This is a genomic window from Paenibacillus sp. FSL L8-0435, from assembly GCF_037965655.1.
GTDB lineage: Bacteria > Bacillota > Bacilli > Paenibacillales > Paenibacillaceae > Paenibacillus.
In genome coordinates this window covers 2,237,555-2,250,622 of sequence record NZ_CP150185.1, presented here as the reverse complement: position 1 = coordinate 2,250,622, position 13,068 = coordinate 2,237,555, and the positions used below count along the sequence as shown (strand labels likewise).

The following is a 13,068-nucleotide window of genomic DNA, read 5'->3' as shown; positions in this document are numbered from 1 at the left end:
GATTCACCCGAACTCATTAACGAAAGATCTGATCCACGACTGCAATTTCCTCAGCAGTTAATTCCACATTTAATGTTTGCAGATTGTTAATGACCTGCTCTGGTCGCTTGGCACCCGGAATCAATGCATCAATGGAAGGCTGAGTCAGGTACCAGGCCAGAACCAGATGAGCGACCTCAACATCCTTGGATTGTGCTATGCTGCGGAGTTGCTCAACTTTATCCAGATTTCCAATAAAAGCTTCACCTGTAAACAACGGGTTCTTCGCCCGTCCATCCTGAAAAGTTGTATTGCGATTATATTTACCACCCAGCAGTCCCGCTGCCAGAGGGAAGTAAGGCACAAAAGAAATGTCATGCTCAGCCGTATACGGCAACAGCTCTTTCTCGGCATCTCTTTTGAACAGATTATATTCAGATTGCAGTACGTCTACATGCCCGTCCTTGTTGGCTTCACGCAACTGATCGATGGAGAAGTTGGATACACCAATGGCACGAATTTTGCCAGCGTCTTTCAATTGTTTTAACGTATCAACCGCTTCATCCTTAGGCGTATGTTCATCCGGAAAGTGGATGTAGAACAGATCAATGTAATCGGTTTGCAGACGTTTCAACGCCTCATCCACGGATGTTTTCAGAAAAGCAGGTGAGTTATCCATGACAATCCTACCATCCACTAATTTATGAGCTGCCTTGGTTGCAATGATGGTATTCTGACGCTGACCGGTTTCCTTCAATACTTCACCGATCAGTCGTTCGGAATGCTCAGGTCCATAGATGTATGCCGTATCCACAAAGTTAATGCCTTGTTTCAAAGCTGTACGAACCACTTCCTTTCCCGTCTCATCATTCAGCATGTCCGGATAGATATTATGTCCGCCTACTGCATTCGCACCCAATCCAATGGGATTCACGATCAGATCCGTCTTGCCCAACCGAATTTGTTGTTCTGCCATGTCTCATCTCTCCTTCACTGATCGAATAAGTACAATTTAGTTGTGACGTCTTTCTTGTCCATATTATATCAAACCGCTTAGCATATATAAAATATTGGATTTATCGGATTAGGTATTTTTCAGCGCAGTAGCTTCAACGTCGTTAATAAACCGGCGCAGTTTGGCAGCCACATCACGTGTGATTTCGCCGTTCTCATAGAGTTGCTGAACCGTATTGCGCTGCTCCTGAATGGCCACCATTTGCAACTCCAATTTCTCCTGATTAAACGGATCTTCCGTTTTACCCTGGTTCCAGGTGCGCAATTTGGCAATTACTCGCTCATACTTGGCAATGACCGACAGTGCGACGACTCGATTCCCATCGTTCATATGGGCACGAATAGCCTTAATGGCTGCTTCAGAGGTGCGCAGCTTCACCTGACGGAACAGTTCTGCATTTTCAAGCATGAATGGTTGATTCGGCTTCTGGGACCGGTTGGTGAACAGATGTCCTAACACACGACCGATCTCGCTGATCGAGGTCATGAACTGAGTGTTTGTGCGATTCGCCAGCATCATTTCCTTGCGATCCAGCCAGCTGTCACATTTGAAGGCCGCATCAGAAGCAATTGCATTTTCGTCCAGCATTACTTCAACTTCTTTACGCTCCGCACGGGTGGCGATCAGGTTAATAGCCGTTTCTTGTTTCTGAATATCTTTGCGTTTACCGGCGGTAAGCTGACCTGCGGCCTGCCTGATGTATTTGGATAGATCTGAGACGACCGCGAGAGCCGCAGCTTTGTTCTCATCGTTCATTTCGGATTTGACAGCTCGTATTGCCGCATTCAGCATAATGTCATGCGCTTTTCGTTCTGACTTCTGCGGTGTTTCTTCTGTGGATTTCCCATCGTCCTTGGCCAGAACTGGAAGAAACACACTCGCCGCAATCAGAGAGAAGAGGATAACCCCTGCCGCCAGGAAAATAATCAGATCCCGTTCAGGGAAAGGTGATCCATCCTGAAGCACATAAGGAATGGAGAACGCACCCGCCAATGTTACAGCCCCCCGCACCCCAGAGAGGGAAATGATCGTTATATCCTTGAATCTAGGCCTGCCAATTGAGGATTTGGTACGCAGCAATTCATTCCCTTGCCAGAACAGATAGATCCAGAGAAAGCGCAGAACCAGCAGTAACACCGAGATCAAGCCTACATATCCCAACACCTGCAGATTATTAAACGAAACATTTTCAAAAATGGTACTCAACACATCCGGGACCTGTACACCGAGAATAACAAACACCAGACCATTTAGTATAAATAAAATGACTGACCAAGTGCTCGCAGATACCACCTGCATTTTCAACTGAACCGATTCAGCGCGGTCACGCTCAATGGCGTGGATAATACCGCCTGCCACTACCGCAAGAATACCTGATACTCCAATTTCTTCACTCACCAGATAGATGATAAATGGCGTCAGGATTTGCAGCAACATGTGAATGGTCACATCTTCCATGCCCAGTCTACGGATCCATACCCCGAGCCTGATTAACAGAAAAGATAACAATGCCCCGACAAGAAGTCCGCCAATCGCAATCAGAATAAAACTGAAGGTTGCCTGCGCCAGGGAAAACACACCTGTAACCGTGGCTGCAATCGCGAATTTGAAGGCCACAAGGCCAGATGCATCATTCATTAATGCTTCACCTTCAAGAAGCCTATGTATGCCTTTGGGCAAATGTACCCGCCCTGCCATGGCGCCAACGGCAACAGCGTCTGTCGGCGACAGTATGGCTGCAAGAGCAAAAGCAGCAGGTAACGGAATCGAAGGAATCAGCCAGTGAATGGCATATCCCGCCACGACCACCGTCACGAATACAAGCCCCAGCGCAAGCAGAAGTATAGGTGCACGCAAATTCCATAATTCATTCCTTGGTGTTCGCTTACCGTCGTTGTATAACAAAGGTGCGATGAACAGCACAAAGAACAACTCCGGATTCAACGGTAGATGAACACCTGCAGGAAGCAAAGCTATAGCTACACCAAGCACGATTTGAATGAGCGGAACGGGAATAAAGGGTACAAACCGGTTTAAAATATTGGATAAACCGATCAGGACCAGTAAGACAAGTACGGCTATAAATATTTCCATGATGACAATCCCTTTCCGCTATAGAAGTGGTGAAACCTTTGTTGTATAGGCTTATTTTAACATAATCCAACCTTTGTTATAAAAATGTTGTCATATTCATATACCCATTCAACTGGGCTCAGACCAGTCTGAATGAAAGATTTCTGATGGATTCTGTATATAAGATGTTACAATATGCTCAGGACAATACCCGTTTGGAAAGGAACTTGCATCTATGGCATTTGGAATTAAACGACAGGAGCTTGCTGCGTGGAAGGAACAAGTGGCTCGTGGTGAGATTGCGTACCTCACTCATTTCTGGATTGACAACCGATTCCCCGGTATCACCAGTGTCACCAAAGTTGGCTGTGCAGATCTGGAACGTCTCGAGCGTTGGTGCAATGATCATGGGCTGAACCCGCGATACATTCATCGGCGGCAGCCATTTCCCCACTTTGACCTGATGGGCAGCAAACAAAAAGAAGTTTTGATCCAGGAAGGCTTTACGGATCATGTGGTTCGCTTTCATTTGTAACCAACTCAAAAACGCCAGTCTTCAAGGTTCATCCCCCCGCAATTAGGGACGAACTCATGAGGACTGACGTATTCAAGGAATCAAGTCATATATGGACTATCGGTGGATCTGCTCAAACGACTTCATGTTCTCCAGCAGTTTCAGTTCAATTTTCTTCAGCATGCCAAACATCTGCTGTTGCTCCTCTTCGGAAAGTGCTTGCAACAATTCCCACGTCATTCGGCCGCGATTCGCATTAAGTGTCTTGGCAAGCTGCACGCCTTCATCCGTTAAGGACAGCCACACAATTCTCCGATCTTCTTCACTGCGCACCCGCTGGATCAACCCTTCCGTCTCCAGTTGATTCAGTACAATGGTGGTTGCGCCGGAAGACAAACTGAGTTGTCTGGCCACATCAACCGCCATGCAGCGTTTTTCACGTAAAATCATGCCCAATATATGACTTTTTGTCGGATTCAGTTTACAGTTGGTTTCGTTCTTCTGCTGCTGATCCAATACTTTGTTTTTATATCTGAAGAAGGCCTCCAACAATTGATCTACATTTGCCAATTGAGAGTTTCGCTCCGTATCCGGGCTCATAAACGTTCCTCCGCCTTTCATCATAACCTACCTTATATTGTAACATATTTACACTATGATGTTTGTGAAAAATGCGCTTGTATCCGGCACCCTATCGTTGACTGCATGACTCTTGTTGTATTTTGGGTTTCACCTATTGCATTATGGCAACGGGTTTGTTTATAATAACCTATATCTTTAAAGTTACTTTTAGTTACTTAATGATTTTAATAAATCTGTTGTTATAAAGTAAATAAAGCGTCACCATTATAATGCAAGGGACTTATGCACATGAATCAGAATACACAATCTCAACTCAAAACAGATGTTTGCATCGTCGGCGCTGGACCTGGCGGTGCTTTGCTTTCTTATTTACTGAATCAAAAAGGAATTTCCACGATGCTCATTGAGCGGCAGCCCCATCTGCACAAGTCGTTTCGCGGGGAGTTGCTCAATGTGGACGGCGAAGCCATTTTAAATAAACACGACCTCTATTCCCTCATTCAGCAACGCGGAGCGCTGCTCTTGGAGCAGATTCAGTATTGGGAAAATGGGCAGATTATTCATACGGTATCACCGGGCAATGGAGAATCTCATGTTGGTATTCATGTACCCCAAGATCATCTCCTGGAAGCCATCGTGTCACACGCTCAGCAGCACAGTTCATATGAACAAGTACTGTTCAATACGATTATGACCGGTTTGTTACGAGACAAGAACGGCCAGGTCGTGGGTATTAACATTCGGAAGAACGGCGTTCCTGCCTCCATTGAAGCATCTGTTATTGTGGGTGCTGATGGCAGATACTCTGCTGTACGCAAACATTCCGGTATGACCCCGGAGATTCGCAAGCACGGGTATGATCTGCTCTGGGCGCGCATTCCGGCACCCGTAGGCTGGGAACCCGCTGTTCGAATGGCCAACATGGATGGTCAACAGCTCGCCCTGTTCTCACAGTTCGGCGGTTATGTTCAGATTGGATGGAACATTCCCGAGGGGGCTTACTCCAAGCTGCGAGAGCAGCCGATTGCTCCTTTTGTAGATAAACTTGTATCTGCTTTTCCTTGCCTGTCTGATTCAGTAGCAGCCAACATCCAGAGCTGGAGTGATTTTGTTCTGTTATCTGTTGAAAGCAGCTATTGCAAGTCGTGGGCACAGGACAATGTTGTACTCATCGGTGATGCCGCTCATACCATGACACCAACCGGTGCATTTGGACTTAATGCTGCACTCGAAGATGCGGATGTGCTCTCCGAATTACTTGTCCAAATGGCTGCAGATCAATTCCGTTCCACTGCACAACTCCAGGAACTTCAGACGATTCGCGGTGCAAAGGTACAGCAGCAACTTGCTCGGCAAGTGGAGATGGAATCCTCTTTCCAACAGCGTTATGAATCCTTTCTCTAAACCCAGTTAATACGGATTAAATGCCTATATGCCCAAACAGCCGATCACTCCCTCATAGAGAAGAATCGGCTGTTTGGCTTGTTGGTTTATCTTTTTTATGTAATTCCGTATCCTTCTTCATTTTCGTTTGCGTGGAGCAAACGTGTCTTCTCTGGGTGCTTCTTGTACAGTATCGACGTCCTTCGGATAGGATGAGATGTTATCTTTTTCATATACTGCTTTCTCCAGATTGCTTAAGCGGCGCAATACTTGTTTGCTTTTACGAACGATATATACAATACCAATAATCAACAGGATCAACATCAGAATGAATATGACCATCTCGGGATAAAAGACAAATGACATGAATCCACCTCCTTTTGAAAACGATTTCTTTCTATCATTCTACCCTTAACGATCCAAGATGTGAACCCGATGGGAAGTTTCGCTTGTGGAATAAGGACAAGATCGCCTGACACGACGAAATGAACTCACTTGCTGCAAAAGTAAAAAAGGTGGCATCCCTGATCAGGATTACCACCTTGAACCTCGAATAAGATTCGAAGTCTATTCTTATTCTTTTATCCTTCTCTGCCGTTCATGGCACTAACTCGAAGTTCCGTCAGAGGCAGAGACGACTGCTCTGGATGACGAAGTCTTACTGTTCGACTCTCACCAGGGAGCAGATCGAAATAATTGTCACTGAATCGGACACGCCCAAGGGGAAGCTCCAGCTTCACCAATCGTGCAATTGCTCCACTGCCCGTAACCGTTACAGACTGTTCCTCTTCGTTCACATGTACGCTCAATTGCGACTCTGGCAACATCACATCCTTAGGATCACGCAAGAAGTATCGATTGCTCGGTGCCGCAAATCCTTCGGATACCAACTCAACCATTACTTCCTCCGCGCGTCTACCCTGTAACACTTCTACTTCAGTTAATTCAGCAATACACCGTGAGGATTGGGATGTTACTTCAACAGCATGTGAGCTGGAGTAGATCTTCTCTCCATTTAATGCATAGATATTGAGTCGAAGCTCCCCTTTCAAGACGTCACGTGTATCGTTCACAACCCACAACGCAAGCGGCTCCCTCGGCTCATGCTCCAGTGACAACAGGACAGGATGAAAGAATATTTTCCCGTAATAAAAGGATGCCTTCGGCAGCAGTTCATAATCAATCATGGACCAACTTGTCCCTGGCCAACTGTCATTCAATTGCCACACAAGCGCACCACTGTTACGGTGATTAATACGTCGGAAATGTTCAATTCCATAGCGCAATCCTTCTGCTTGAGTAAGCATGGAATAGTTCATGTATTCCTCTATATTTTGCGGAATCCCTGTATAACCCTCCATTAGCAAAATGCCTTTCTGGTGATTGGTATCCTTGTTGCGATAGGCCATCTCCGGACTGCCCCAGTAAAACTGCCCTGCAGGCATATTTTTCTCCAGCGTGTAACGGTTGGCCGAGGCATGCATACCAAATTCACTGCTGAACAACGCATGATCGTTTTTGTAATTTTTGAACGTTACACCTTCAATACTGTAGTCCAGCAGCGGCGGCTCTCCATGCTTCCTTGGATAGACCGAACCATGCCATACCTGCCAGTTGTGACGATCCCCCACATCCGGGTCATTCGCATCCTGACCGTTGCTGTCCCCGAACGGCGAAGAAGGCCAGTACGGACGAGACAAATCCAAGCGCTCCAGCACTTCAGGGATCAGCTCATGATAGATAAGTTCACCGTAGAACGGGCTGGTAATATCTCCACTTGCAGACTTCATATCATAGAGCCAATCTATTTCATTATTCCCACACCAGAGGGCAAGCGAGGCACGGTTACGCAGGCGCAGGACATTGTTTTCTACCTCTTGCCGTACATTATCCATGAAATCACGATTGAAATCCGGGAACAATGCGTTCGCGAATGCAAAATCCTGCCACACCAGCACCCCTTGCCGATCACACTCATCGTAGAAGACATCCTTCTCATATATACCACCAGCCCATACACGCAGCATGTTCATATGACCTTCCACCGACAGCTCCACAAGCTCACGATACCGGGAGTTTGGGATGGCACCAATCAGATGATCAGCCGGAATCCAGTTGGCACCCTTGGCATATACTTTGACTCCGTTCAGAATAAAAGTAAATGCATCCTTACCCTGTTCATTGTGAAGAGCCAGCTCAATCGTTCGTAACCCATAAGGCTCGTTATAACGATCCACCTCAACGCCATCGGCGTATAATGTAACCTCCAGCGTATACAGATACGGCTCACCCAGATCATGAGTCCACCATAACTGAGGTGACGTAACGTTTAATGTGGTATCTGCCTTTCCACCTTCTACAGGTAGTTCAGTGGCACCTGCCACCTCGTTTCCGCTGCGATCCAGCAGACGAATATTACAGGTCGCAACCACAGCCTGCTCACGTTTCTGTCTGCTACGGTAAGACAAGACCGACTTCACATCCGCCGTGACATGTAATACAGCAAGCTCTGTACTGACTAATTCCATTCGGGCATACACATTTTCCAGCTTGGCGATTGTTCGTTTTTCCAGCCGTACAGCACCCCAGATCCCCACCGTAACCATACGCGGACCCCAGTCCCAGCCAAAGTTCATCGCTGCTTTGCGCAACCACGGTCGTTCCTTCGTATACGAGGACCAGTCGAAGGTTTCTTTGTCCCGGTGATGCAGGTGAAGCGGATCAAACTTGACAGCAATCGCATTCCAGCCGCTGCGTACCAGAGACGTTACATTAAACGTATGTGACATAAGCATATTGGCCGTTTTCCCAACTTCATGGCCATTGACATATACCGTTGCAAACGTATCCAATCCTTCGAACACCAATTCAAAGTGCTCCTCGGTCTCTGCATCTTTCACCAGATTGAAGGTTGTGCGGTACCACCATTCCTTTTGCTCAATCCAGCGACTTTTGGCATCATTATGTCCGTAATAGGGCGGATCAATGATACTTCGTTCAACCAGTGCAGCGTGTACATCGCCAGGCACTTCAGCCCCAATCCAGAAACGGTCATCCAGTGCAGCAGCTGCCACATCCATTGCCCGCTTCTCTCCAACTTCAAAATGCTGTATCTTCCATTGTCCCGATAAATCCTGACTTGAACTATGGGTCTTCATCAGTATGCCCTCACTCTCCAATATCCCTGAGTAATACCATATCGCGAAAACGTTTGCAGAAATGCAAGACATGTTTCCCAATCTGCTCATTTCTAACTTCCCGAAGGCTTAAACGACATTGCCTCCTCGCGATATTCACTCGGGGTTTTGCCCGTATGTTTTTTGAACAGCCTGCTAAAATATTTTACGTCCTCGTAACCGCTGATGGCAGCGACTTCACTAACCTTAGCTGGAGACACCGCGAGCATATCCATCGCTCTTCGTATACGCATATCGGTGACAAAATCTCCGAAGGTCACACCCATTTCTTTTTTAAACAGTTCACTGAGGTGACCCGGATGCAAATGAACATGTCCAGCTACCTGCTGCAGATTAATATCCTGCGCCAATGAAGATTCAATATAACCGATAGCCCTCTGCACATGGGCAGCCTGTCCCTGACCCATTCGGCTATGATAGACATGCATCAGACCATACAGATGATGGAACAGCATATCCCCGAGGTCACCAGCTTCAGCATCCGGTTCCGGCAACCAGGGCTCGAGCCTTGTGGGTTCTTCATGCCCTGTGGCTCGCATTGTGCGAGTTAGCCAGCGATGACCTGCAATGACGGCTGAGTGCAAACAAGCACTGAACGATTCTGGTGTGACCTCCGGTTCCGTAACAAGATTAGCCACAAGTTCCCGCGTCCATGTCGTTAACGTGACTGAATCATTATCCAGCAATATTGTACCAAGTCTGGTCTCCTCTTCGTGCGTAAGTACAGTTTTACCGCCTTGGCGATCCTGAACGTGCTCATAATGCCATACTTTGTAATTCATCAAACCCCGATATCGGAATGCAGCTGAAGCAGTTCTGTAGCTTTCGTGCAGATCTGCATATCCACGCACAGGCAGACCTACGGCTGCGCGCAGGGTGCACTTCAATAATTGCTCCACCCGACGTAATGCACTCTCCAGCCTGAACGTAGTTTCATGTTCCACAGGCGGCCATGAAACTACACAAATAATTTGCTGTTTCTCTACATGAGCAATGGCACCAGGTAACATATCCTCCAGAGTATTCTGCACCGCAAATCGTAATAGCGCATCCGAGGATCGATCCCAACCCTCCGCTCGAAGAATAATGACTTGTCTGAGAATCTGTTCATCATCAAGGCCACCAACCCCTGCCTCTTTTCCAGCATCAGATCGCAAGAATGAAGGAAAATAGCCCGAAGCGGTGTCACCATCAATGATCCACCCGGCAAATAACCGCTCCCGATTCTCCCGTATAAGCTGTCCCTCTCTGGACTTCTCTGCCCAATGTTCCGTGATTCGCTGTTTGGCCTGTAATACGGTCTTGATGATCTCTTCCGGCTTGCTTGTTTTGAGCAGATAATCTGTGACTCCTTGGCGAATCGCCTGTTGCGCATAAGAAAAGTCATCGTATCCAGACAAAATAATGACCTCCAGCTCAGGTAGCAATTGCAGGCCCTCTTCTGCCAGTTCTAGTCCCGATCTGCCTGTCATCCGAATATCCGTCATCAGGATATGTGGACGTTCCTCAGCCATGCGTGTTAACGCCTCCTCTGCCGAGGCAGCAGGTTGAAGAAGTTCAATTCCGAGGTCATGCCAAGCGATAACGCTGGCAAGCCCTGTACGGATAATCACTTCATCATCAACAATTAATAGTCTCATGGCGAACCCTCCAAGATTGGAATGGAAAACGAAATCCGGGTACCTCCCCCAACCCTGCTGTCTACTTCAAGCTGTGCATCCGCTCCATAATGGAGCAGCAGCCTCTCATTCACATTGCAGAGCCCATAACCGCCTTGGTTTAGCTGTTTTTCCGGCTGTTTTCCCTTCCATTCCCTAATGCTTATCCTTAATTGCTCCAGTCTGTCCGACTCCATGCCGACACCATCATCCAGCACGAGCACATTCATCCGTTCATTATCCGGGTCCTTGCGAATCATTATGGTGATGGTGCCCACGCCTGATTTCGGCTGAATGCCATGAATCATGGCGTTCTCAACCAGCGGTTGCAGCAATAGCTTCAGCATCATTCGCTTCTCAAGCGCTGGATCTACGATATAATGCAACACAAATTGATCAGGGAAACGAATCGACTGCACACGCACATAATGGCGAATATGAGCAATCTCCTGTTCCACAGGGCAGTAATCCTGACCATTATTCAAGCTGATACGTAGAAAATCACTCAAGCCCTCAACCATATCCGCGATCCGCTTCTCTTCAGACATCAAGGCAATCCAATGAATTGAAGAGAGTGTGTTATACAGAAAGTGCGGGTTAATCTGCGCCTGAAGCACCCGAAGATCCGCTTCTTTTTTGCGAGCTTCACCTCGAATAACCTCTTCCTTCAATAACTGAATATGTGCACCGAGCAGATTGTAACTCTCCCCGAGCCTGCCAATCTCGTCATCACTTTCTGATCGAAACAAAGGAAGCGGGCGTTCCGGATCAATTCGAGACAGATGCCGGGTGAGTACACGAAGCGGCCTCGTCACACGCCGCACCGTAAACCAGACCAATCCAGCACTGATCACAGCAGACATGGCAACGGCGCAGCCAGTTAGAATAAGAATGTACCGATTCTCCGACTTGTACTGGTCATAAGGAACCGTTCCAACCAACGTCCACCCCGTCAGTTCTTCCGGATAATAGAGCAACGTCCGTTTATCGTCACCACTGCCATACGTGGTGGTTCCGCTACCGCCATCCTGAATCAACGTTGTAATCCCTGGTTCGACACCTTCCAGCTTAAGCCCAAGCCGGGATTTGTCCATCGAAGACAGAATCTCTCCAGAACTGCCGATGAGTTCCAGTCTGCCTTGCCCTCTGCCTAATCCCAGAGCGGCCCATCCCTTGGATATGGCCTTCTCATCCAGACTAATGGCTAACCAGCCGATGGGTCGATAATCATGGATACTGCGAATTGGCCGAACCAATGTGATCACATTTTGAATACCCGCGTAATTCTGAACCGGGTATACTCCCGTCCATTGTTTGACTGCTTCACCACTGGGAACAGAGGGATACGAAAGGTTGGATTCATTGGATTCATACCAGGTAGCGGTTGACAATGTAGCATCAAAACCTCCCGGATATATCGCGATGTTGGCGATATATTTCTTGGAAGCCGCCAGATTGGTCATCCTGCCCAGGATATCCACCCGGTCCAGCTCATGATCTTCATTGTGGCTAAGGTACTGCTGGATGTCCCGTTCTCCAATCAGGAAAATGGAGAGATTCTCGGCATCCTGCAGCATATAACGAAGATTTGCTTCTACCTGTTTCAGCGTATCCATGCCGGACAGCTTTGTTTTTTGCTCTGTGATGCGGGAAGAGATCAGAAAGGCGAACAGGCCCAAGGCCAGCAAAGGCACAATCATTGAAGCCGTCACAACGACGGATAGCTTCCTTTGTAACGAAGATGTGAGCCAGCGTGCCAAACGTTTCTCCTCCTCTGGATGCGCTTTCGCTTATCCTTTAACAGCTCCTGCGGTCATGCCTTTCATAACCTGTTCCTGGAATATAAGATACAGAATAATGGTTGGAATGACCGACAGGGTCATGGCAGCAAGCGTTAATCCGTAATCCGTCTGATATCCATCCGCAAAGTTCGCAATGGCCAGCGGTAACGTTTTCAATCCGGTTTTGTTGATGAACACAAGCGCAAATGAAAAGTCATTCCACGCATGCAGGAAACTCAGGATCGTAACCGTGGACAACGCAGGGACGGACATCGGCAGCATAATTCGGGTAAATAGTCCCCACAGGCCTGTTCCATCAATAAAAGCCGCCTCTTCAATGTCACGTGGAACACTTGTCAGATAAGCCGTAAGCACAAAAATTGCCGTAGGCAGTGCAAAAGCCGTATAAGGTAATATTAAGGCCCAGTACGTATTTAACAAGGACATCTGTTTCATTAGAATAAATAAGGGGACAAGTGTACTATGGATCGGAATGAGCATGCCAACAACAAAGAAGGTCATGATTAACCCTTTCCAGCGAAACTGGAAACGAGCCAGGATGAATGAAGCCAGCGCTGCAATAAACAGCGTCAGAATAAGAGACCCCACCGATACGATTAGTGAATTGCCAAAAGCGGTCCCCAGCCTGGAGCTTTCCCATGCATTGCTGAAATTGGCAACATTCCAGTTTTCCGGCAGTCCAAAGGGACGGCTATAGAAATCTTCATTTGTTTTGAATGCACTAATTACGAGCCAGTAGAACGGATACAATGTTAAAATACCATAGACCGTTAGCAGCGTCCAAACAATTCCGCTACGTAGGCGACGAATCGGATGGCCCGAGCTGCTTCGTGGTGATGGCATGGATACAGGTGTCACGCGCATG

The 13,068-nt window shown here is 47.5% G+C and carries 10 protein-coding genes; 2 read left to right on the top strand and 8 right to left on the bottom strand.

Annotated features, from left to right (window positions below):
* Positions 1–16: 16 nt before the first annotated feature.
* Entirely contained in the window at positions 17–955 is a 939-nt protein-coding gene (locus NST33_RS10310; protein WP_339307818.1) for an aldo/keto reductase, read from the bottom strand.
* A 108-nt stretch (positions 956–1,063) separates the two neighbouring features.
* The gene (locus NST33_RS10305) at positions 1,064–3,088 is read right to left on the bottom strand and encodes a Na+/H+ antiporter (RefSeq protein WP_339307816.1); all 2,025 of its coding nucleotides are present in this window, start codon (positions 3,086–3,088) and stop codon (positions 1,064–1,066) included.
* 214 nt (positions 3,089–3,302) lie between these two features.
* On the opposite strand from NST33_RS10305, the gene NST33_RS10300 reads away from it, so the two are divergent.
* On the top strand, positions 3,303–3,602 hold the full coding sequence (locus NST33_RS10300) for a hypothetical protein (protein ID WP_221823430.1): 300 nt from the start codon (positions 3,303–3,305) through the stop codon (positions 3,600–3,602).
* A gap of 96 nt (positions 3,603–3,698) precedes the next feature.
* On the opposite strand, the gene NST33_RS10295 is transcribed toward NST33_RS10300, so the two are convergent.
* Positions 3,699–4,181 carry a MarR family transcriptional regulator gene (locus NST33_RS10295; RefSeq protein ID WP_221823428.1) on the bottom strand — a complete coding sequence of 161 codons (483 nt, stop codon included), beginning with the start codon at positions 4,179–4,181 and terminating at the stop codon, positions 3,699–3,701.
* A 270-nt stretch (positions 4,182–4,451) separates the two neighbouring features.
* Between NST33_RS10295 and NST33_RS10290 the strand changes: the two genes are divergently transcribed.
* Positions 4,452–5,567: an FAD-dependent monooxygenase gene (locus NST33_RS10290; protein ID WP_339307815.1), complete on the top strand. Its 1,116-nt coding sequence runs from the start codon at positions 4,452–4,454 to the stop codon at positions 5,565–5,567.
* Between the two features lie 117 nt (positions 5,568–5,684).
* Here the strand turns inward: NST33_RS10290 and NST33_RS10285 are convergent, their stop codons facing one another.
* The 5 genes from NST33_RS10285 to NST33_RS10265 form a co-directional block, all read right to left on the bottom strand.
* Positions 5,685–5,912, bottom strand: coding sequence for a hypothetical protein (locus tag NST33_RS10285; protein WP_047842410.1), 228 nt, complete (start codon positions 5,910–5,912; stop codon positions 5,685–5,687).
* Between the two features lie 215 nt (positions 5,913–6,127).
* Positions 6,128–8,704 carry a glycoside hydrolase family 2 protein gene (locus tag NST33_RS10280; RefSeq protein WP_339307813.1) on the bottom strand — a complete coding sequence of 859 codons (2,577 nt, stop codon included), beginning with the start codon at positions 8,702–8,704 and terminating at the stop codon, positions 6,128–6,130.
* Between the two features lie 92 nt (positions 8,705–8,796).
* On the bottom strand, positions 8,797–10,383 hold the full coding sequence (locus tag NST33_RS10275) for a helix-turn-helix domain-containing protein (protein ID WP_339307811.1): 1,587 nt from the start codon (positions 10,381–10,383) through the stop codon (positions 8,797–8,799).
* Positions 10,380–12,161, bottom strand: a complete 1,782-nt coding sequence (locus NST33_RS10270; RefSeq protein ID WP_237176043.1) for a sensor histidine kinase — start codon at positions 12,159–12,161, stop codon at positions 10,380–10,382. Before NST33_RS10270 ends, NST33_RS10275 begins: the two co-directional genes overlap by 4 nt.
* A gap of 30 nt (positions 12,162–12,191) precedes the next feature.
* A complete protein-coding gene (locus NST33_RS10265) occupies positions 12,192–13,046 on the bottom strand; it encodes a carbohydrate ABC transporter permease (protein WP_164783106.1) in 855 nt (284 codons plus the stop codon).
* Positions 13,047–13,068: the final 22 nt, after the last annotated feature.

What these genes read in the sequence shown, in the direction of transcription:
- NST33_RS10300 (WP_221823430.1), top strand. Translation starts at nt 3,303, where the DNA reads ATGGCATTTGGAATTAAACGACAGGAGCTTGCTGCGTGGAAGGAACAA.
- NST33_RS10285 (WP_047842410.1), bottom strand. Translation starts at nt 5,912, where the DNA reads ATGTCATTTGTCTTTTATCCCGAGATGGTCATATTCATTCTGATGTTG.
- NST33_RS10290 (WP_339307815.1), top strand. Translation starts at nt 4,452, where the DNA reads ATGAATCAGAATACACAATCTCAACTCAAAACAGATGTTTGCATCGTC.
- NST33_RS10305 (WP_339307816.1), bottom strand. Translation starts at nt 3,088, where the DNA reads ATGGAAATATTTATAGCCGTACTTGTCTTACTGGTCCTGATCGGTTTA.
- NST33_RS10275 (WP_339307811.1), bottom strand. Translation starts at nt 10,383, where the DNA reads ATGAGACTATTAATTGTTGATGATGAAGTGATTATCCGTACAGGGCTT.
- NST33_RS10295 (WP_221823428.1), bottom strand. Translation starts at nt 4,181, where the DNA reads ATGAGCCCGGATACGGAGCGAAACTCTCAATTGGCAAATGTAGATCAA.
- NST33_RS10310 (WP_339307818.1), bottom strand. Translation starts at nt 955, where the DNA reads ATGGCAGAACAACAAATTCGGTTGGGCAAGACGGATCTGATCGTGAAT.
- NST33_RS10265 (WP_164783106.1), bottom strand. Translation starts at nt 13,046, where the DNA reads ATGCCATCACCACGAAGCAGCTCGGGCCATCCGATTCGTCGCCTACGT.
- NST33_RS10280 (WP_339307813.1), bottom strand. Translation starts at nt 8,704, where the DNA reads ATGAAGACCCATAGTTCAAGTCAGGATTTATCGGGACAATGGAAGATA.